The sequence below is a fragment of the Alteromonas sp. BL110 genome (assembly GCF_003443615.1).
In the GTDB taxonomy this organism is placed as follows: domain Bacteria; phylum Pseudomonadota; class Gammaproteobacteria; order Enterobacterales; family Alteromonadaceae; genus Alteromonas.
Map to the genome: position 1 here is coordinate 910,272 of NZ_CP031967.1, position 20,331 is coordinate 930,602.

Below are 20,331 nucleotides of genomic sequence, written 5' to 3' on the forward strand. Positions count from 1 at the left end.
TCCCCTACTCGATACCAAACATAAGGGCGGTAAGCACGAAGTCCAGCCCTAATACTGCTAATGATGAATAGACCACCGTCTCGGTAGTCGCTTTGCTGATCCCTTCCGATGTTGGAATAGAATCGTAACCTTTAAATATGGCAATCCACGTCACAACCAAGGCAAAAACGAGGCTTTTTATTACGCCGTTTATAACATCTTGGTTCCAATCAACCGTCGACTGCATAATTGACCAGTAACTGCCTGCGTCAACACCTAACCAGTCTACGCCGACTAAATGCCCACCTAAAATACCAATGGCACTGAAGATGATGGCCAGCATAGGCATAGCTAGCATTCCCGCCCAAAAGCGAGGAGCGACTATACGCCTTAATGGGTCTACCGCCATCATTTCTAAACTACTTAACTGCTCGGTGGCTTTCATAAGGCCTATTTCAGCGGTCAAGGCTGACCCGGCACGCCCAGCAAAAAGCAACGCGGTAACCACAGGGCCAAGTTCACGCAATAGTGATAGCGCGACCATTGGTCCTAAACTACCTTCTGCACCGTAATCAACTAAAATGGTATAGCCTTGCAGCGCCATAACCATGCCGATAAATAACCCCGACACCATAATGATAAGTAGCGACTGCACACCTACCACGTATAACTGTTTAATAACCAGTGGAACGTTCTTTACTCGGGGAACAGCGATGAGTGCGCCAAACAGCATCAGTGCTGCGCGACCAATCGCAGTAACTTTCCCTATCGTTCTAGCGCCTAATGATTGGAGAAACTTCATTTATCTGCCCCCAGAAAGCTTTCTTTCAAGTCAGGCGCAGAGTAATGAAATGGAACTGGGCCATCTGCTTTACCTTTTAAGAATTGCTGAACCAATTCAGATTCGCTTTCTTTAATTTGCTGGGCTGTACCTTCACCAATGACGCGCTTATCTGCCAAAATGTAAATATAGTCAGCGATGGTCAGCACTTCCGTTACATCGTGGGTCACGACAATGCTAGTTAAGCTAAGGGCATCATTGAGTTCTCGAATAAGCTTTACCAGCACGCCCATAGAGATAGGATCCTGCCCAGCAAAGGGCTCATCGTACATGATTAAATCTGGGTCTAGCGCTATTGCCCTAGCTAGCGCGGCCCTGCGCGCCATTCCACCAGACAATTCGCTCGGCATTAATTGCGCGGCGCCCCGCAAACCTACTGCCTGTAGCTTTAAAGCGACAATAGTGGCTATCAAGTCTTCAGAAAGATCAGTATGCTCGCGAAGTGGAAACGCCACATTGTCGAACACGGTCATGTCAGTGAATAGCGCCCCACTTTGAAAAAGCATGCTCATTCTACGGCGGGTTTCGTAAAGAGTTTTTCTCGACATAGAGACAATTGAATCGCCGTCGAACTTTACGTCACCTTCATCTGGCGTTAACTGCCCGCCAATAAGGCGCAGCAGCGTGGTTTTACCTATTCCACTTGGCCCCATTACCGCAGTAATTTTGCCTTTAGGTACCTTCAAGGAAATCCCATCATAAATGATGCGATCTGCGCGTTTGAAGGTTAGGTTATCTACTTCAACTAAATGGTCCATAATTACTTAAATGTCGACCCCTGACGCTGGATTGAGTTCGTTTTTAACGGCGATATCAATCCATTTAGAAAATATTAAAAGTATATGAGTGATGTGCATATTCAATATCTGTGCCTTCGCACACATAGCTCACAAAGTTTACTGAACAGTTTACTTTTAAGAGCTCGCAAATTCAAAAAAGTTTACTCTGCAGTGTAGTTTTTATGTTTACAGGCTGGATAGTCCAGTAGACACAACTTCTGGGCCGTGTAATTTGGAGCCATTGTACGCTTTTTCAAGACCGTCGCCAAAGTCAAAAAGTTACAAGTTATGTTCGATTAAGACGAATTGTATACCAGACCGCATAGATAATTACCCACTCAGCGAGAGTTAAAAGGTTCGTAATCGCGGCGTGTTACCGCAGGTATAGTGGTTCTACATTAAGGTGACACAACAAAGAGTACGGACATTTTAAACTCGCCCTTCGGGAAGGTCTGGCAAGCTCCCTAGCTTCATTCTGGGAATTTGAAAGGGAACAGCCATTCCTACATTCCCACGCTTTGCTAGGAAACTTGCCAGCGCCTTCTGAGTGGGCAATTATCTACGCGGCCTGGTATTTGTATCTCACGGTGAAGTGATGCCAGTGCCTTGGCTAATACTTATATGTCGTTCCAGTTCCCATCCTATTGTGCTGTTTATTAACTGAAACTGAACGCTTACCAGTAATATGTTCGAACTGCTGTAATGAGTGTGATAAGTGGAAATTTACGGCAATCGGTCTCATTTTATGAAAATAAAGTGTTGCGAGCATAGGCAAATGGCACTCTTTTTGCGACAATCTATCGAAATACTAACTATTACAGGTTGTTGTGCTTTTAAACATTGTCATTTTTCTAGTTGGACTGATTGTCTTAAGTTGGAGTGCAGACCGTTTCGTGTACGGTGCTTCGGCACTAGCAAAGAACATCGGCATCTCTCCTATGATGATCGGGTTAACGATTGTCGCTATGGGCTCTTCGGCACCTGAAATTGTGGTTTCCGCTATTGCCTCTGCAAATGGCAATATGAACACAGCCGTAGGTAATGCGCTTGGCTCGAATATAACTAATATCGCACTGGTACTGGGTGTAACCGCATTAGTTAAGCCTCTTCTCGTTTCATCTACAACACTTAAACGTGAACTCCCCGCCCTTCTGATTATCTCATTAATTGCTATTGGCTTTATGTTCGATGGCGAGCTGAAGTCTTACGAAGGGATAATTTTACTTGGCCTATTCATTTTTGTTTTGGCAATGATGGCTTGGTTATCGCTACAAGTAGATAAAGAGGATCCGCTTGTGGCAGAAACCGCAGATGAAATTCCTAAGGGGGTTTCTAATACCTCTGCACTCATTTGGATTGGTGTCGGCCTTGTTGTATTACCTTTAAGTGCCCACTTTCTTGTAAACTCGGCCGTAGAAATTGCTAGGTACATGGGCATTTCTGATTTGGTTATAGGATTAACGATTATCGCGTTTGGCACGAGCCTTCCTGAATTAGCGGCAAGTGTAGCTGGAGTGCTTAAAGGTGAAGATGATTTAGCACTTGGTAATATTATTGGCTCTAATATTTTCAACCTGCTAGCCGTACTCGGTATGCCGGGTTTAATTGCACCAGGTCTGCTAGACCCAGACGTTTATAACCGAGATATGTACGTTATGCTTGGTTTAACCTTGCTGTTGTTCTTGTTCAGTTTCGATTTAATTGGAAAGCGTACTATATCGAGAACCAATGGATTCATACTTCTGGCTTGCTTTATCGGCTACCAATACTGGCTGTTCGGATAATCATGAATACACAAACTCAGATGCACTATATCGAATCGGCAAAGCGCGTTATCGACATTGAAACGCAGGCTATTGCCAACCTTGCAGAGCGCTTAAATGATGATTTTATCACCGCATGTAACATTCTTTTTTCATGCAAAGGTAAAGTGGTCGTTAGCGGTATGGGAAAATCTGGACATATCGGCAATAAAATTGCCGCTACCCTTGCAAGCACTGGAACACCTGCCTTTTTCATGCATCCAGGTGAAGCCAACCACGGCGATTTGGGCATGCTGAGCAAAGGAGATGTGCTATTAGCCATTTCCAATTCTGGTGAAACCAATGAGTTAGTTAACTTGCTGCCCGTGGTTAAGCGCTTAGGTATTCAAGTAGTGGCAATGACCAATAGCGCTGATAGCTCACTAGGGCAACATGCAGATGTAGTGCTTGATATTAGCGTAGAAAAAGAAGCGTGTTCGTTGGGTCTAGCCCCAACATCAAGCACAACGGCCACATTGGTTATGGGCGACGCCCTTGCGGTAGCACTGCTCGACCAAAAAGGCTTTACCTCAGATGATTTTGCCCTGTCGCACCCAGGTGGTAGTTTGGGTAGAAAACTGCTGCTTAAAGTGAACGATATTATGCTCAGCGGTCAAGATATCCCTCTCGTGAGCTTAAACGCTTCTGTCGCTGACGCACTCTTGGAAATTTCCAAAAAAGGCCTAGGCATGACTGGTGTTATCGCATCTGATGGCTCGTTAACAGGTGTATTTACTGATGGCGATTTACGCCGAATACTGGACGCCCGTATAGACGTGCATAGTGCCACAGTAGAAGATGTAATGACCAAAGGCGGCAAAACAACCACAGCAGATCAGCTAGCTGTAGAAGCCCTAAATCTAATGGAAACCCATAAGATAAGCGCATTAATGGTTACCGATGAAAAGCGCAACCCTGTCGGAGCCTTCAATATGCATATGCTTTTGAAAGCGGGAGTACTCTAAATGACGACGACTTTATATACCGATTTAGACCAAGCGCTTTTTGAACAACTGGCGCACATTAAATTACTGGTGTGTGATGTGGATGGTGTGTTTTCAGACGGCCGAATTTACTTAGGTAACGAAGGTGAAGAACTAAAAGCCTTCCATACTCGCGACGGATACGGCGTAAAAGCGTTAGTGAGTAATGGCGTTAGCGTTGCCGTCATAACAGGGCGACGCTCAGCCATTGTAGAAAACAGAATGAAGGCTTTAAACGTAGCGCACATTATACAAGGTGAAGAAAACAAAGCAGACGCGCTCGGCAACTTAATGAAAAGTCTTCGGTTAACCTCAAGCGAAGTTGCCGCCGTAGGAGACGACATGCCCGATACAGGTATGTATCAGCATGTAGCGGTAAAAATTGCGGTTGCCGATGCTCATCCTTTTGTGGCAAAACAAGCGAACTGGATCACTACGCTTCCCGGAGGTTTTGGAGCGGTTCGAGAGATATCGGATACCATTTTGCAAGCTAAAGACGTAGCAAACGACATTTTCGGAGCGAGTGTATGAGCCAGTTTGGCTTCAATCGCTTAGGTTTAAGTATATCAGCGCTATTTATCTTAGCGATGCTAATGTACATCCCAACGTGGATGGAAGAGCAGCCCGAAACATTAGGTAGCAGTGAAAATGACGCCTTGAAGCCTGCATACAAGGCAAAAAACCTAACTACGACCTTGTACAACCAAGACGGTGAGTTAAATCACAAAGTCTTTGCAGAGTCGATGGAGCACTACGACCAATTAGGCTTTGTTTTATTCCAGCAACCTAAGTATACCCTATATACAGAAAGCGCCTCCTCGCCTTGGGTTGTTACTGCGCAGGAAGGAACACTATATAACAATGAGTTAATTCAACTTGAAAATAGCGTTGTTATTGAAAATCAAACTAGCGATGATTTCGTCAAAAGTTTATCAACAGAATACATCCAGATAAATTTAGACACGAAACAAATGACATCTGATCAACCCGTTGAGATACTGGGTACGCAATACCTTATTTTAAGTAATGGGTTTAACGCGAATTTACGCACACAAGAATACGAGCTTTTAGATCATGTACAAACGACTTATTCCCCTAGCAACTAGTCTTATACTTGCCATCGCTAGCGGTGCAGTACTAGCCAGTGAAGAAGATTTTTCACAACCCATAAAGATAGGGTCAAATACTCAGTTTATTGATGGTAAAAATAAAACTGCGCTGTACAAGGAAGATGTACTTATTACTCAAGGTTCACTCCTAATCAAAGCTGATGAAGTAGAGGTTATAGCTACAGATGGCAGCGGCCGCGAAATATTTATCGCCCGAGGGACTCCTGCAAGTTATTCTCAATCATTAGAAGACGGCACGCCAGTATCAGCAAAAGCCAATGAAATTCGTTATGAGGTGGTCAATCGTACTATTTCTTTGGCGGGCAACGCTGAACTACAGCAAGATACCAGCAAAGTGCAAGGTGATAAGATTACATTCGATATGATCACTGAACAATTACTTGCCACTGGTGGCGCCGGAAAAGATGGTGAAGGTCGTGTAACCACAGTGTTTACCCCGGACACCATTCGTAAGACATCATCTAAGAATGACAACGAGGACAATGAATAGCAATGGCAACTTTGAGCGCTAAAAACCTTGCTAAATCGTATAAATCACGACAAGTCGTTCGCGATGTAAGCCTTTCAGTGTCTACTGGACAAATTGTAGGTCTTCTTGGCCCCAACGGCGCTGGTAAGACCACTACTTTTTACATGATTGTAGGTTTGGTCAACTTAGACAAAGGTAAGATTGAAATTGATGATAATGAACTTACTCACCAGCCTATGCATGAGCGTGCACGCCGCGGTATAGGCTACCTCCCGCAAGAGGCATCAATTTTTAGAAAGCTTACGGTACATGAAAATATCATGGCCATATTGCAAACCCGTAAAGATTTAAATTCACAACAGCAAGAAGAAGAAGCAGATGCCCTACTTGATGAATTTAATATCAACCATATACGTAATAGTACGGGGATGAGTTTGTCGGGGGGAGAGCGTCGTCGCGTAGAGATTGCTCGAGCTTTGGCAGCAAAACCACAATTTATTTTGTTAGACGAACCATTTGCTGGTGTTGATCCAATATCAGTTAATGATATAAAGAAGATAATACAGCATCTTCGCGATAGGGGGATTGGTATCCTTATCACGGACCATAACGTGCGCGAAACATTGGATGTTTGCGAAAAAGCGTACATTGTGAGTCATGGCGAGCTTATTGCGCAAGGAACAGCAGAACAGGTTTTAAGTAATCAGAAAGTAAGGGATGTATACCTAGGCGAACAATTCAGGCTATAGTTAGTGTAACCGAATTGTCATTTTTCAGTTTCGCTCTGGTATATTCAATTTAGAGCATTTAAATAAGACGTAGATGAAACCATCTTTACAGCTAAAATTTAGCCAACAACTTACAATGACACCTCAGTTGCAGCAGGCCATCAAGCTTCTGCAGCTTTCTACGCTTGATCTCCAACAAGAGATTCAAGAAGCACTCGACTCTAATCCGCTACTTGAGGTGGAAGAAGGTAACGACGAGCCGCCAGTAGAAAAGAACAATGTCGAGAGTGATGATAGTGGTGCTGAAGCGACTGCTTCTGCCTCAAGCGATACGCTTGAAGCTGGTGATGCACTAGAGAAGAATGATCTTCCCGATGAGCTACCTATCGACAGCACTTGGGATGAGTATTATTCCGCTTCTTCTGCACCCGCACCGGGTCCATCTAATGATGATGAACAGATTTTCCAAGGTGAGACTACCGAAGATATTCAAGAGCATTTGCTTTGGCAAATGCGCCTCACTCATTTTTCAGATACCGACCGCGCCATTGCCACAGCAATCATTGATTCCATTGATGAATCAGGTTACTTAACTGTTACCCTTGACGATATCTTAGAAGCTGTCAACGACGATGATTTAGAAGAGCCTATTGAGATGGACGAAATAGAGTGCGTGCTTAAACGCATTCAAATGTTCGACCCTATTGGATCAGGTTCTCGTACGCCGCAAGAATGTCTTATGGTGCAATTGCGCCAATTTTCAGAGGACACACCTTGGCTTACTGAAGCGAAGCAGCTTATTGAGGAATATTCAGACTTACTAAGCAGTAAAGACTATCGCACGCTAATGCGTAAGAGCCGATTGAAAGAAGATCAGCTACGTGAAGCAATGCGTTTACTTCAAACCTTGAATCCTCGCCCAGGTAGTGCTTTAGTTACTAAAGAGCCTGAGTACGTTATTCCCGATGTCTCAGTAACTAAGAAAAATGGCCGTTGGGTGGTTGAGCTGAACCCCGATAGCCTGCCTAAATTAAGCGTAAACCAACAGTACGCAGCCATGAGTCGCCGTGCTAAGAACAGTAGCGATTCACAATTCATCCGCTCACACATGCAAGAGGCTAAGTGGTTCATCAAGAGTCTTGAATCTCGCAACGATACCTTAATGAAGGTTGCAAATTGCATTGTGCAGCAGCAAATGGGTTTTTTTGAGCACGGCCCGGAAATGATGAAACCAATGGTGCTTAATGATGTCGCAGAAATGGTAGATATGCACGAATCGACTATTTCGCGTGTGACAACGCAAAAGTATATGCATACGCCCCGTGGTATCTTCGAATTGAAGTATTTTTTCTCAAGCCACGTTGCAACCGAGTCAGGTGGTGAATGTTCATCTACAGCGATTCGGGCATTGATCAAGAAGTTAGTGGCTGCGGAAAATCCTGGTAAGCCGCTAAGTGATAGCAAGATTGCTTCGTTGTTGGCTGAGCAAGGCATAAAAGTCGCTCGGCGAACAATAGCAAAATACCGGGAATCGTTATCGATCCCGCCGTCGAACCAACGCAAGAGCCTTATTTAAACGGGCTCAACAATATAAGGAAGACGAAATATGCAAATCAACCTTACTGGTCATCATGTCGAAATCACCGACTCTTTGCGTAATTATGTCGATACGAAGTTCAGCAAACTTGAACGTCACTTTGATCACATTTCTAATGTGCATGTCATCCTGAACGTTGAAAAATTAAATCAAAAAGCCGAAGCGACCGTTCATTTAAGTGGCGCTGAAGTATTCGCATCCTCAGAAAATACCGACATGTATGCGGCGATTGACAGCATGGTTGATAAACTCGACCGGCAGGTAATCAAGCATAAGGAAAAACTGAAAAAACATTAGTAGTTAATTGAGCATGGATATACAAGCCATCGTAAGTCTGGACCGCACCGAGTGTGCGGTTCAGTGTAATAGTAAAAAGCGAATTCTTGAGATCATCGCTGATATCGCTGCCAAGCAAAACGATAACATCGACCAGGCAACCGTTTTAAATAGCTTAATGGCTCGAGAACGTATGGGTAGCACGGGTATTGGCAACGGCATTGCACTCCCCCACGGTCGCCTCGCTGGTCTTGAAAAGGTAATAGCAATAGTTGTAACTAGCACACCAGCTATCAACTTTGATGCCCTAGATGAAAAGCCTGTAGATATATTTTTTGCGCTGCTCGTTCCTGAAGAGCAAACCGAAGGACACCTTCAAACATTGGCTACCGTTGCCGGTAAGCTAAGCGACAAAGAGACAATTAAAACAATACGTCGTGCGACAACTAGCGACGAGATTATTTCTGCATTAAGTTAAATAATATGCGCTTATACATCACGAGATAAGCGCTCAATTCAACAGCGTGTATGTGATAAAACCCAGAATATAAGGGAGAATTTAGGTGAAGCTGATCATAATCAGTGGTCGTTCGGGGTCTGGTAAGTCTGTCGCACTTCGCGCATTAGAAGACTTAGGTTATTACTGTGTTGATAATATCCCAGTAAATTTGCTTCCCACCCTCACCCATACTGTTGTTGATGAATACGACCAAGTTGCGGTAAGTATTGATGTTAGGAATCTTCCCAAAAATCCAGACGACCTGGTAGAGATTCTAGACTACCTTCCTTCTTCTTGGTCGATGACCATAGTGTACATTGACGCGAGCGACGATGTGCTTGTTAAGCGGTTTAGTGAAACTCGCCGTCTTCACCCTTTAGCCAAGTTAAATAAGTCACTATCAGAGGCCATTAAAGCAGAATCCGCGCTGCTTGCCCCTATTACTGAACGTGCTGATTTATACCTAGATACAGATAAGCTGACGATACATCAACTAGCCGAACTGATCCGAGAACGTATTCTAGGTAAAAAGAGCTCACGCCTCGTATTGGTGTTTGAGTCATTTGGCTTTAAACACGGCATACCTAAAGACGCGGATTATGTTTTTGATGCGCGCTTTTTGCCTAACCCTCATTGGGAACCTGACCTTAGACACCTTACTGGGTTAGATGCCCCCGTAGAGGTATTTTTAGGCTCACAACCCGTGGTCACCAAATTCATTTGGCAAATTCAAAACTTAATGACCACATGGCTTCCCCATTTAGAGCGTAACAATAGAAGCTATGTGACTGTGGCTATCGGTTGTACTGGCGGCCAACATCGCTCTGTCTATATTGCCCAAACCTTGTCGAAAACATTCAGTGAAATACATCCTGATGTTCAAATACGCCACAGAGAGCTTAACCAGTGATGACTATTCAGAAAACGCTAACAATCGTCAATAAGTTGGGCTTACACGCCAGAGCGGCCACGCAATTGGTTAAGCTTGCTAATCAATTTGATGCCAAAATCATTTTGAAAAAAGGTGATAAAGAAGCAGATGCGAGCAGCGTTTTAGGCTTGATGATGCTGGAAAGTCACCAGGGCGAACAGGTTGACGTTATCGTCGATGGCGATGACGCGGTGGATGCACTCGCTGCCATTGAGGAGCTCATAGAGGGCAAATTTAACGAAGACGAATAGCGACCAATCTACCTTCCCTTTGTTGAATTAATCAACAGTTAGTACGGTTATACAAGATTCTCTCGTAGAACCTGCGCAATTATCATGACAGACTTTATAGAATTGCGATATTCTACGCATACTTAGGCTAAATAGCCTCTATTTTCCATCTCAGCTTAGTAGGAATAACGCCTTATGGCAGAAGCGCTTGTTTCTAAATACGTACAAACCCAGTTACGCGCACTTAACGCGGCATTGATAAACGGTCAATTTGTCTCTGTACGTAAGCTTCTGCTTGAGCTCCCCCCTTCAGACGTTGCTCATATTCTTGAATCTAGTCCTAGCAGGACCCGAGATGAGTTGTGGGAGTTAATTGATAGCGACTTTCATGGCGATATTTTAGAAGAACTTTCTGACGATGTACGAAACGGTATCATTACCAAAATGCTTCCTGCTAATGTAGTAGATGCACTTGAGGCAATGGATACCGACGACTTAGCTGAAACGCTAAGCAGCCTTCCTGAACCTGTATTGGCAGACATTCTCGATTCGATGGATGCACAAGACCGCGTTCGTGCAGAACAAGCGCTGTCTTACGGTGAAGAAACCGCTGGTTTCATCATGAACACCGATACCATTACTTTGCGTCCTGACGTTACCATTGACGTGGTTCTACGCTATATTCGTTTAAAAGGTGAGCTACCAGAAAATACTGATACCTTTTATGTGGTCAATAGAACTGACAATCTAGTTGGTATCATTCCTGTTGCCCGTCTACTTACCGCAGACACCGACGACAAAGTGTCTGATGTTATGGACGAAGAATCAGAAGCCATTCCGGTGAACATGCCCGACGATGAAGTGGCAAGCTTGTTTGAACGTTATAACTGGCTTTCAGCGCCGGTTGTTGATGAAAATCATCGGTTAGTGGGCCGAATTACCATTGATGATGTGGTTGATATAATTCGTGAAGACGCTGAGCACTCGATGATGAGTATGGCTGGTCTCGATGATGATGAAGATACCTTTGCACCAGTTATGCAAAGTACTAAACGTCGCTCCGTGTGGTTGGCAGTTAACCTTGTCACTGCGCTAATGGCGGCTATGGTAAGTGACTTATTTGAAGCCACGCTCAGTCAGCTTGCCGTTTTAGCTATTTTAAATACCATTGTGCCGAGTATGGGCGGCGTGGCGGGTAACCAAACCCTTACACTAGTTATTCGCGGTATGGCGCTCGGTCATGTTAATGCAAGTAACTCGCGCTGGCTTATCAGTAAGGAAATCTCTATTGGCTTTCTAAATGGTGCAATTTGGGCGGTGCTTATTGCCTCTGTGATTGCCCTCTGGAAACAGGACTACATGCTGGGCGTTATTATTGCCTTTGCGATGATGGTAAACATGATTGCGGCAGCGCTAGCCGGTGCAACGTTACCCATGATAATGAAGCGGCTAAAAATAGACCCTGCACTTGCCGGAAGCGTTATACTTACCACTATTACTGACGTGGTTGGGATATTTGCTTTCTTAGGTACCGCGACACTGTTTTTGATTTAAGTCTATAACGTCTATTACTACTAAATAGGGTTAAGTCGTGTTTTAAGCATACTGCTTAGGCGCTAAGAGCTTTGGCTGTATATCCATTTATATTTAGTTTATACCCTACCCCCCAAACGGTTTGAACAAGCTGGCCACCGTTTTCAATACTGTTAACCTTATCAAGTTTCGTGCGTAGTCTGTTGATATGGGTGTTTACCGTGTGCTCATAACCTTCGTGATTATAACCCCACACCTCACTGAGTAGTTGGTTGCGTGAAAAAACCTGATTGGGATGACGACAGAAATAATTCAACAAGGTAAACTCTCTTGCTGTTAATGTCAGCAATTGCCCATTTATCGTTACGCTATGATAACGCTGGTCAACTTGAAGCGGGCCTATTTCAATGCGCTCGTTGTAGCCATCTGCGTCTCTTGAATTTTCAAGATTAGGCATACTTCTACGCATATGAGAGCGAATTCGCGCTGAAAACATGCGCTCATCAAACGCACCAGAAAGGTAGTCATCTACGCCGGCTTCGTAGTAGTTAGTTTCATCTACGCTTTCGCTTTTGTCACTGAAGGTGGTCACATCGCTTTCAACGGCTACAACCCAGCTTTCGGGGTTACTATCAACTAAACTTTTTATACGCTGCAAACACTTAGCGCACCTGTGTGATTCGACAATAATGAGAGAATAATGTTGCACTTTAAGCAGCGACGCTGCTGAGCGAAAGTTCGACACTGCATCGTGCAGAAAACAATGCTTACTTAAGCATTGCGATATATATTGTTGAAACTCATTTCCGCTGTAGATGATAAGGATCATATCTCGCTCCTATTTCGCCAATAAACAAAAAGACCAGAGCCTTGGTGTTTTTATTTCACATTAATAACAATTTTTTAATCGATAAATTAGAGGTAGAAATTTCTAACAGTCTTGTTATTTATCGAGATAAATCCGTGTGCTTTTTGTGATTGTTTTGTGATGATTTAAAAATTTTACTGCCCTAAATTTTTATGCGATTTAAGCCATAAACAAGGACAATAAAATGAAATTCACTAAACTTGCTAGCGCTACCCTATTGTCGCTCGCAACAATTTCAGTAAGCCAAGCCGTTACATTAGATGTTGAAATTACTAATTTAACCCAAGCGCAAAGTTTTACGCCGCGCCTAGTTATTGCGCACGATGACACAGTCGACGCTTTCGAAGTGGGGCAGCCCGCATCATCGGCGTTGGCGTGGCTTGCTGAAGCGGGTGTTATTGATGATGAACAAAATGCTGATTCAAGCGGCGCTAACTTTGAGGCGTTATTAGGTCCTGTCGATACAGACAATGGATCAAACACATGGCATCGTTTTGGCGGTCTTCTAGCCCCGAAAACAACATTAAGTTATCCCTTCGATACAATGGACAAGCCTTATCTTTCACTGCTGTCAATGTTGATACCGACCAATGATGCCTTCGTTGGTATGGACAGTATCGAAATCCCTACTGAGCCTGGCACCTATACGTATTATCTTAATGCTTACGATGCAGGCACTGAATTAAACGATGAGCTAAATAGTGCTCGTACTGACGTCGTTGAAGCCGGCACAGGAAATGCGTTAGGGGGCTATGGTGTTCCTGGTGTCGCTGGCGGTGGCGCACCTACTCGTATCGTTGATTTAGGTACGGGCGGCACAGGTGTAGGGGCACAGGTAGTTAATGGTGAAATAGAAGATGGTGAAGACGGTCCGGTACACATCCACCGCAATGCGCTTGGTGACACCGACAATACTTCAGGTGCAAGTGATTTAGATTCAACTGTACACCGTTGGTTAAACCCTGTTGCGCGTGTTGTTATAACCGTTCCTGCATCTTAAGGAGCTATTACAATGACTAATCCAATAGTAAAACTCAGTACTTTATTGATGCTATCGGCTCTTTTAGCGGCGTGCGGCGACGACGGTGATACAGGACCTCAAGGACCAGCTGGTCCTCAAGGTGAAGCCGGCGTCGACGGTCAAGATGGTGCCGATGGTGAAGACGGCGCAGATGGACAGGATGGTAGCAACGGTAATTCAGCAGTTTACACAGTTCAAATTACTAATTTGACGTATTCCCAGCCCTTTGCACCTGCCGCCGTCATATTGCATGAGTCAGGCTTTTATTCGTTTGAAGAAGGCGAGTCTGCCAGTATGGGCATTGAAATAATGGCTGAGGGTGGTGATCCTTCGATGGTAATCAGTGAAGCAGCAGAATCCACCGATTTTTTAGATGCTCTAAGTTCAGAGGGAATACTGGGCCCGCGCTCAATGGGTACAGAATTAACGTTAGTCGTACCTGAGCTTGATGTCGACGACCTGCGCCTTACTGTTACGAGCATGTTAGTTAACACCAATGATGCATTCACCGGCGTAAACGCAGCTGACGTAAGTAACATGGCAGTGGGTGATGCTAAAACTTTCATGACAGTGACCTGGGACGCCGGTACAGAGGCCAATACAGAAACAGCAGCTACTATGCCTGGCCCTGCCGCAAGTGCCGTAGGTGGTGGCGGAGAAGCCGCGGGTTATGATGTAGTAAGGGACGACCTCGCCGATGCAGTAAGGCTTCATCAAGGTGTGGTAACCAGTGCAAACGCAAATGACCCTAGCCGTGAAGGGTTATCTACATCCGTATTGACCGAAGCTCATCGATTTGATTTTCCAACAAGTCGTGTTGTGATAACGCGAACTCGATAATAAATCGTTAGCAAATCAGCCACTTTAGCGCCCTATTACCTATAAGTGATGGGGCGTTTTCGTGTTTAATAAGGCACGAATTTTTGTAAATAGACGCTTAATTGCGAGGCGTAATATACAAGCTTCGAATTGAGGAATGATATATTAGATAAGGCACATATTAAGATAATAGCTGGCTCTGCTTAAGCGAATAGCTTTGCAAAGCCAGGCTACGTCAAAACAATGAAAGTTTTAAATAGCGGCCATGAAAATGGCCCAGTCAGCTATTTAATTAGCTACTTAATAACCTTTAGACTAGGCTTACCCTTTTTAGGAGGGACAGGCGCATCTTGAACATCGCTCGAATCAGCGTCTTCCAACGGCGTAGGTCCACTTGGTTGAGACACATCTTCAGGTGCTTCAGTGCGCTCTTGCTGCGCGCGTGCAATATCTTCTTCGGTGGCAAATACCGTACCTGCACCGTTTTCTCTTGCGTAAATAGCCATTATCGCTTCACAAGGCATACTCAACCTTCTGGGCTGCCCAGAAAAGCGCGCCTGAAACGACAATCCATCCAAATCAAGAGAGAAGTTAACACACGCACTTGGCGATACGTTTAAAACGATTTGACCGTCTTTAACAAACTCTTGTGGAACTTCAACCAACTCGTTAGTGGCATCAACCACAATGTAAGGGGTCAAATCGTTATCAACAATCCACTCATAAAAAGCCCTAAGCAAATAGGGCTGGTTTGACGTCATAGATGTCATAGCGGGTTGTGTATCTCACGCTCTTGGTCAGTCAAAGACGCTTTGAATGAGCTACGAGAGAAAATACGGGTCATGTAAGCGTTAAGTTCTTTGCTGCCAGCACCGTTTAATTCAATACCTAGTGCAGGTAAACGCCATAATAGCGGAGCTAGGTAGCAATCAACTAAACTAAACTCTTCGCTCATAAAATAAGGCATTTCACCAAATACAGGGGCAAGTGAAAGCAAAGCTTCACGCAGCTCGTTACGCGCAGCTTCTACATCGCCTTCACCACGGAAGATTCGAGCAGCTAGCGAGTACCAGTCTTGCTCAATGCGGTGCATCATAAGACGGCTTTGGCCACGTGATACAGGATAAACCGGCATTAGTGGTGGATGAGGGAAACGCTCATCAAGGTATTCCATGATGATATGCGACTTGTAAAGTACAAGCTCGCGATCAACAAGAGTTGGAACAGTACCGTAAGGGTTAAGCTCCAACAGATCTTCAGACAGGTTGCTAGGATCTGTGTAGCTGATTTCAACACCCACACCTTTTTCTGCCAACACAATACGCACCTGGTGGCTATAAATATCAATTGTGTCAGAGAACAACGTCATTATAGAACGTTTATTCGCGGCTACGGCCATTCAATTTCCTCCGTCGAGAAACAAGTTTACGCTTACAAATGGTAAGCTTATTACGTTAACTCGTGCTACCTGAACACTCTATACAAAGGGTTTTCAGGTAGCACGAGTAAATACCAAAAAAGGGGGCGAGAAGCCCCCTTTTCATATTATACATAAATCTGTGCGATTAGTGCACTTCTCGCCAGTATTCTTTCTTCAGTAAGTAAACAAATACAAACAATACTGCGATAAAGATAAGTACCCACTTACCGATTTTGTGAGATTCAAGTTTTGAAGGCTCACCCGTGTACTCTAGGAAGTTCACGATATCGGCTACAGCTTGGTCGTACTCGTCAGGAGACATTGCGCCAGTACCGTCTGACTTAATACCTACATAACGCTTAACCATCTCTCCATCAACCATTTGCTCTTCATAAGTACGCGTTGGCGTACCTTGAAGTGGTTGAAGTACGTGTGGCATACCCACTTCTGGGAACACTGTGTTGTTAACACCAAACGGGCGGCTTTCATCTACATAGAAAGAACGCAAGTAAGTGTAAATCCAGTCTTCACCACGAACACGTGCCACCAAGGTTAAGTCTGGTGGAGCAGCACCGAACCAACCTGCAGCCGCCTCTTCAGGCATTGCACGAGTAATATAGTCAGACACTTTGTCGCCCGTAAACTGCAGATATTCTTGACCTAACTCGTCTGGAATACCCAAGTCTTGGAATGAACGCTGATAGCGCTGATACTTCATTGAGTGACAGCCTAAGCAGTAGTTCATGAACAACTGTGCACCGCGTTGTAAAGATGCCTTATCAGTTAGATCGATAGGCGCCTTATCAAGGTGTACGTTTCCGCCTGCCGCAAGCGCTACGCCAGGTAGGAAGAAGGCTAAAAAGCACATCATTTTTTTCATTTAGAAATCCTCTCTGGCACAGGTTTAGTATTTTCGTTTTTGCTGTACAAGAACAGTGCTACGAAGAAACCAAAGTACATTACGGTAGCAATCTGAGACGCAATGATTTTCCAGTTTTCTTGTGGCGTACCACCTAGGTAACCTAGGAAGATAAACACAATTGCAAACACGATAAGGTTCACTTTGTGTAGGCCACAACGGTAGCGCCATGACTTAACGCGACCACGGTCTAGCCAAGGCAGCGCAAATAGCGCAGCAATTGCACCAAACATAGCTAGTACACCGAACAACTTATCAGGTACCGCTTTCAAAATCGCATAGAACGGCGTGAAGTACCACACTGGGAAGATATGCTCAGGTGTTTTCAGCGGGTTAGCAATTTCAAAGTTAGGGTGCTCTAAGAATTTACCGCCCATTTCAGGGGCAAAGAACAACACATAAGTAAATAGTGCTAAGAATATACAGAATGCCACAAGGTCTTTAAGTACGATGTGTGGGAAGAACGGTAATACGTCATCAGCAATATCGTACTTGCTTGTGTAGTATTCATGGATTTCATATTTCGTCTTTTCAGACTCTGGTAGTGAACCTTTCTTATGCTTAATCGCAATACCATCTGGGTTGTTAGAACCTACTTCGTGTAGTGCGATAATGTGAAGGAACACAAGAATTACAATAACCAAAGGCAACGCAATAACGTGTAGTGCGAAGAAACGGTTAAGTGTAGCGCCAGAGATAACGTAGTCACCCTGTAGCCAGATAACCAAATCAGGACCAACAACAGGAATAGCACCAAATAGCGATACGATTACCTGTGCGCCCCAGTAAGACATTTGTCCCCAAGGTAGAACGTAACCCATGAATGCTTCAGCCATAAGCGCTAGGTAGATAAACATACCAAACACCCATAGAAGCTCACGGGGCTTCTGGTAAGAACCGTAAATCATGCCGCGGAACATGTGTAGATATACCACAATAAAGAACGCTGATGCGCCAGTACTGTGCATGTAACGAATGATCCAACCGTAGTCGATCTCACGCATGATGTATTCAACAGAGGCAAACGCGCCTTCTGAAGATGGAACGAAATTCATGGTCAACCAAATACCAGTAACAATTTGGTTTACCAAAACGATAGTAGCTAGAAAACCGAACACATACCAAAAGTTCATGTTCTTTGGAGCAGGATATTGAAGAGCGTGCATATTCGCAACGCGCATCATTGGGATGCGTTCTTCAATCCAACCTAGGAAAGCATTCATAATAATTAAGCCTCCGCTTCTGAACCGATGATGATGTTATTGTCATCAACGAATTGATATGGCGGTACAACTAGGTTTAATGGTGCCGGTACGTTTTGGAATACGCGTCCTGCCATATCAAACTTAGAACCGTGGCACGGGCAGAAGAAACCATCTGGCACACCCTCAACCACTTCTTCGAAAGCGCCGTCTTTAAGGTGCTGTGGAGAGCAACCTAGGTGCGTACAGATACCCACTAGAATCAGATATTCTTCTTTCATCGAACGGAAACGATTTTGAGCAAAAGTAGGTTGCTGCTCAGCTTCAGAGTTAGGATCTTTCAGCTTATCTTCGTGTGTGCCTAGCTCTTCAAGAATCTCAGGCGTACGACGTACAATCCATACAGGCTTGCTTCGCCACATTACACGTACTAATTGTCCAGGCTCAATCCCGCTGATATCTACTTCAACGTCAGCACCGGCTGCTTTCGCTTTGGCGCTTGGATTCCAGGACGCAATAAAAGGCACAGCAGCACCAACGACACCTACACCACCAACTACCGACGTGGCAACGGTCAAGAACCGACGACGAGTGTTGTTTTCTGGCTGGTTTTCATTGTGTGCAGACTCTGTTGCATCTACAGATACATTGCTCATCCACATTTCTCCAGGTTTGGATAATTATGATGTGTAACCCAAGCTTATACTGGTTTTATCACGCTTGCGTCATGCATCATATGGCTTGTCATGACAGCAACGTAACAGCAAAAATTTACTGGTTTACGAGGTCACAAAAGTTTTCAAAATTTTCGACCGCAAATGATAAAAGAAAAGCCCTTATAAACACAAGGTTTTACTGATATTTAAGCGATAAATTAATTCAAAAGGTGTGTTTAGGTTTAGTGAGGGAAAAGCCTAAAATCAAGGTTTTGAAGAATATTTGATGAGATACCGCTCTCAAATTAAACCTTTGTTATGAAATAAAAAGCCATCTTGGCTTCGGCGTACTTTGGAAAACCACGCTCTATAATGAAATTTAGGCAATAAAAAACCCGGCATAAGCCGGGTTTTTGCAATACAAAAAACGTAAAAATTAACGCTTTGAGAATTGTGGACGCTTACGCGCTTTGTGTAGACCAACTTTCTTACGTTCAACGCGACGTGCGTCACGAGTAACGAAGCCAGCTTTACGAAGTGCTGGACGTAGTGCTTCATCATACTCCATAAGAGCACGAGTAAGACCGTGACGAATTGCGCCCGCTTGACCGTTAGAACCACCACCTTTAACAGTGACGTAAACGTCAAACTTTTCAGTCATTTCAACAAGTTCAAGTGGCTGACGAACAACCATGCACTCTGTTTCACGACCAAAGTACTCGTCAAGAGCGCGTTGGTTTACTTTAATGCTACCTGTGCCTGGACGTAGGAACACACGAGCAGTAGAACTTTTGCGGCGGCCTGTGCCGTAGTATTGAGTATCTGCCATGTTAATAGCTCCTTAAATGTCCAAAACTTGTGGTTGCTGTGCTGCGTGAGAGTGTTCTGCACCAGCGTAAACTTTCATTTTACGGAACATTGCGCGACCTAGAGGGCCTTTTGGCAACATGCCTTTAACTGCTTTTTCAAGAACCATTTCTGGCTTGTGAGCAATTAGTTTTTCAAAGTTTGTCTCTTTAAGACCACCTGGGTAACCAGAGTGCGCATAGTACATTTTGTCTTGCGCTTTACGGCCTGTAACCGCAACTTTTTCAGCATTGATTACGATGATGTAATCACCAGTGTCCACGTGAGGTGTGTACTCTGGCTTGTGCTTACCACGAAGGCGTAGTGCGATTTCAGAAGCCAAACGGCCTAGAGTTTTGTCTGTGGCGTCTACCACATACCAGTCACGTTGTACCGTTTCTGGCTTAGCAACAAAAGTTTTCATTTTCAAATTCACCCGAATAATATCGTCGTTACTGATTTCTGAACACCAGAAATCACCTTAAAATCAACACAAAGACCCCTTCGAGCCGGCTGATTCTTCCACCTTCCCAAAGGTGGGCGTAACTGGGCAGGGCGCGAATTATACAGGAATTGAAGGAAATGCGAACCCCTAACGACAAAAAACATGGATAAAATTCCATCATCGGCCGATGACAAAGAAACTGAGTTAAGGTACTGTACATCCGTTGCATTCAATTCTTCTAATAACTCTAATGAAAAGACCTCACTTTGTAGCCTCAATTTTTATGCTGCTCGCACTAACGAACCTATCGACCAGTTATTTCCTACCCTTCAGAAAACGGGACAAGCAAACCGATAAA

The 20,331-nt window shown here is 44.3% G+C and carries 25 protein-coding genes; 15 read left to right on the top strand and 10 right to left on the bottom strand.

Annotated features, from left to right (window positions below; translation table 11 throughout):
* Positions 1 to 4 precede the first annotated feature (4 nt).
* Together mlaE and D1814_RS03940 are read right to left on the bottom strand one after the other, a co-directional pair.
* Entirely contained in the window at positions 5 to 781 is a 777-nt protein-coding gene (gene mlaE / locus D1814_RS03935; protein ID WP_118490200.1) for a lipid asymmetry maintenance ABC transporter permease subunit MlaE, read from the bottom strand.
* Positions 778 to 1,578 carry an ATP-binding cassette domain-containing protein gene (locus D1814_RS03940; RefSeq protein WP_118490201.1) on the bottom strand — a complete coding sequence of 267 codons (801 nt, stop codon included), beginning with the start codon at positions 1,576 to 1,578 and terminating at the stop codon, positions 778 to 780. Before D1814_RS03940 ends, mlaE begins: the two co-directional genes overlap by 4 nt.
* 848 nt (positions 1,579 to 2,426) lie before the next feature.
* On the opposite strand from D1814_RS03940, the gene D1814_RS03945 reads away from it, so the two are divergent.
* The 12 genes from D1814_RS03945 to mgtE all read left to right on the top strand — a co-directional run bounded on the left by D1814_RS03945 (position 2,427) and on the right by mgtE (position 11,798).
* Positions 2,427 to 3,383, top strand: a complete 957-nt coding sequence (locus D1814_RS03945) for a calcium/sodium antiporter (protein ID WP_118490202.1) — start codon at positions 2,427 to 2,429, stop codon at positions 3,381 to 3,383.
* 2 nt (positions 3,384 to 3,385) lie between these two features.
* Positions 3,386 to 4,366, top strand: a complete 981-nt coding sequence (locus D1814_RS03950) for a KpsF/GutQ family sugar-phosphate isomerase (protein WP_118490203.1) — start codon at positions 3,386 to 3,388, stop codon at positions 4,364 to 4,366.
* Complete coding sequence (gene kdsC / locus D1814_RS03955) at positions 4,367 to 4,915, top strand: 3-deoxy-manno-octulosonate-8-phosphatase KdsC (protein ID WP_118490204.1); 549 nt, start codon at positions 4,367 to 4,369, stop codon at positions 4,913 to 4,915.
* Positions 4,912 to 5,490 carry an LPS export ABC transporter periplasmic protein LptC gene (gene lptC / locus D1814_RS03960; RefSeq protein ID WP_118490205.1) on the top strand — a complete coding sequence of 193 codons (579 nt, stop codon included), beginning with the start codon at positions 4,912 to 4,914 and terminating at the stop codon, positions 5,488 to 5,490. The genes kdsC and lptC overlap by 4 nt, the downstream gene beginning before the upstream one ends.
* Positions 5,459 to 6,004 (top strand): lipopolysaccharide transport periplasmic protein LptA, encoded by a 546-nt coding sequence (gene lptA, locus D1814_RS03965; RefSeq protein ID WP_118490206.1) that lies wholly within the window; start codon positions 5,459 to 5,461, stop codon positions 6,002 to 6,004. The genes lptC and lptA overlap by 32 nt, the downstream gene beginning before the upstream one ends.
* A gap of 2 nt (positions 6,005 to 6,006) precedes the next feature.
* On the top strand, positions 6,007 to 6,732 hold the full coding sequence (lptB, locus tag D1814_RS03970; RefSeq protein WP_118490207.1) for an LPS export ABC transporter ATP-binding protein: 726 nt from the start codon (positions 6,007 to 6,009) through the stop codon (positions 6,730 to 6,732).
* A 73-nt stretch (positions 6,733 to 6,805) separates the two neighbouring features.
* Positions 6,806 to 8,287, top strand: a complete 1,482-nt coding sequence (locus tag D1814_RS03975) for an RNA polymerase factor sigma-54 (RefSeq protein WP_118490208.1) — start codon at positions 6,806 to 6,808, stop codon at positions 8,285 to 8,287.
* A gap of 30 nt (positions 8,288 to 8,317) precedes the next feature.
* Positions 8,318 to 8,605, top strand: a complete 288-nt coding sequence (hpf, locus tag D1814_RS03980) for a ribosome hibernation promoting factor (RefSeq protein ID WP_012517338.1) — start codon at positions 8,318 to 8,320, stop codon at positions 8,603 to 8,605.
* Between the two features lie 13 nt (positions 8,606 to 8,618).
* Entirely contained in the window at positions 8,619 to 9,062 is a 444-nt protein-coding gene (gene ptsN, locus D1814_RS03985) for a PTS IIA-like nitrogen regulatory protein PtsN (RefSeq protein WP_118490209.1), read from the top strand.
* 85 nt (positions 9,063 to 9,147) lie between these two features.
* On the top strand, positions 9,148 to 9,993 hold the full coding sequence (gene rapZ, locus D1814_RS03990; RefSeq protein ID WP_118490210.1) for an RNase adapter RapZ: 846 nt from the start codon (positions 9,148 to 9,150) through the stop codon (positions 9,991 to 9,993).
* On the top strand, positions 9,993 to 10,265 hold the full coding sequence (locus D1814_RS03995; RefSeq protein ID WP_118490211.1) for an HPr family phosphocarrier protein: 273 nt from the start codon (positions 9,993 to 9,995) through the stop codon (positions 10,263 to 10,265). Before rapZ ends, D1814_RS03995 begins: the two co-directional genes overlap by 1 nt.
* Positions 10,266 to 10,439: 174 nt before the next feature.
* Positions 10,440 to 11,798: a magnesium transporter gene (gene mgtE / locus D1814_RS04000; RefSeq protein WP_118490212.1), complete on the top strand. Its 1,359-nt coding sequence runs from the start codon at positions 10,440 to 10,442 to the stop codon at positions 11,796 to 11,798.
* A 55-nt stretch (positions 11,799 to 11,853) separates the two neighbouring features.
* Here mgtE and D1814_RS04005 read toward each other — a convergent pair whose 3' ends face one another.
* A complete protein-coding gene (locus tag D1814_RS04005; protein WP_118490213.1) occupies positions 11,854 to 12,606 on the bottom strand; it encodes a winged helix-turn-helix transcriptional regulator in 753 nt (250 codons plus the stop codon).
* Positions 12,607 to 12,829: 223 nt separating this feature from the next.
* On the opposite strand from D1814_RS04005, the gene D1814_RS04010 reads away from it, so the two are divergent.
* Together D1814_RS04010 and D1814_RS04015 are read left to right on the top strand one after the other, a co-directional pair.
* Positions 12,830 to 13,645: a spondin domain-containing protein gene (locus D1814_RS04010; protein ID WP_118490214.1), complete on the top strand. Its 816-nt coding sequence runs from the start codon at positions 12,830 to 12,832 to the stop codon at positions 13,643 to 13,645.
* Between the two features lie 12 nt (positions 13,646 to 13,657).
* On the top strand, positions 13,658 to 14,506 hold the full coding sequence (locus tag D1814_RS04015; protein WP_118490215.1) for a spondin domain-containing protein: 849 nt from the start codon (positions 13,658 to 13,660) through the stop codon (positions 14,504 to 14,506).
* Positions 14,507 to 14,781: 275 nt separating this feature from the next.
* Here the strand turns inward: D1814_RS04015 and D1814_RS04020 are convergent, their stop codons facing one another.
* From D1814_RS04020 to rplM, 7 genes are all read right to left on the bottom strand, one after another.
* Positions 14,782 to 15,255, bottom strand: coding sequence for a ClpXP protease specificity-enhancing factor (locus D1814_RS04020; protein WP_118490216.1), 474 nt, complete (start codon positions 15,253 to 15,255; stop codon positions 14,782 to 14,784).
* Positions 15,252 to 15,884, bottom strand: a complete 633-nt coding sequence (gene sspA, locus D1814_RS04025; protein ID WP_118490217.1) for a stringent starvation protein SspA — start codon at positions 15,882 to 15,884, stop codon at positions 15,252 to 15,254. Before sspA ends, D1814_RS04020 begins: the two co-directional genes overlap by 4 nt.
* A gap of 166 nt (positions 15,885 to 16,050) precedes the next feature.
* Positions 16,051 to 16,785, bottom strand: coding sequence for a cytochrome c1 (locus D1814_RS04030; protein WP_118490218.1), 735 nt, complete (start codon positions 16,783 to 16,785; stop codon positions 16,051 to 16,053).
* Positions 16,782 to 18,047, bottom strand: coding sequence for a cytochrome b (locus tag D1814_RS04035; RefSeq protein ID WP_118490219.1), 1,266 nt, complete (start codon positions 18,045 to 18,047; stop codon positions 16,782 to 16,784). Before D1814_RS04035 ends, D1814_RS04030 begins: the two co-directional genes overlap by 4 nt.
* Before the next feature lie 5 nt (positions 18,048 to 18,052).
* Positions 18,053 to 18,682 (bottom strand): ubiquinol-cytochrome c reductase iron-sulfur subunit, encoded by a 630-nt coding sequence (petA, locus tag D1814_RS04040; RefSeq protein WP_118490220.1) that lies wholly within the window; start codon positions 18,680 to 18,682, stop codon positions 18,053 to 18,055.
* Between the two features lie 436 nt (positions 18,683 to 19,118).
* On the bottom strand, positions 19,119 to 19,511 hold the full coding sequence (gene rpsI / locus D1814_RS04045) for a 30S ribosomal protein S9 (RefSeq protein ID WP_025256473.1): 393 nt from the start codon (positions 19,509 to 19,511) through the stop codon (positions 19,119 to 19,121).
* A 12-nt stretch (positions 19,512 to 19,523) separates the two neighbouring features.
* Complete coding sequence (gene rplM / locus D1814_RS04050; RefSeq protein WP_012517329.1) at positions 19,524 to 19,952, bottom strand: 50S ribosomal protein L13; 429 nt, start codon at positions 19,950 to 19,952, stop codon at positions 19,524 to 19,526.
* Between the two features lie 183 nt (positions 19,953 to 20,135).
* On the opposite strand from rplM, the gene D1814_RS04055 reads away from it, so the two are divergent.
* Positions 20,136 to 20,330: a hypothetical protein gene (locus tag D1814_RS04055; RefSeq protein ID WP_118490221.1), complete on the top strand. Its 195-nt coding sequence runs from the start codon at positions 20,136 to 20,138 to the stop codon at positions 20,328 to 20,330.
* Position 20,331: the final 1 nt, after the last annotated feature.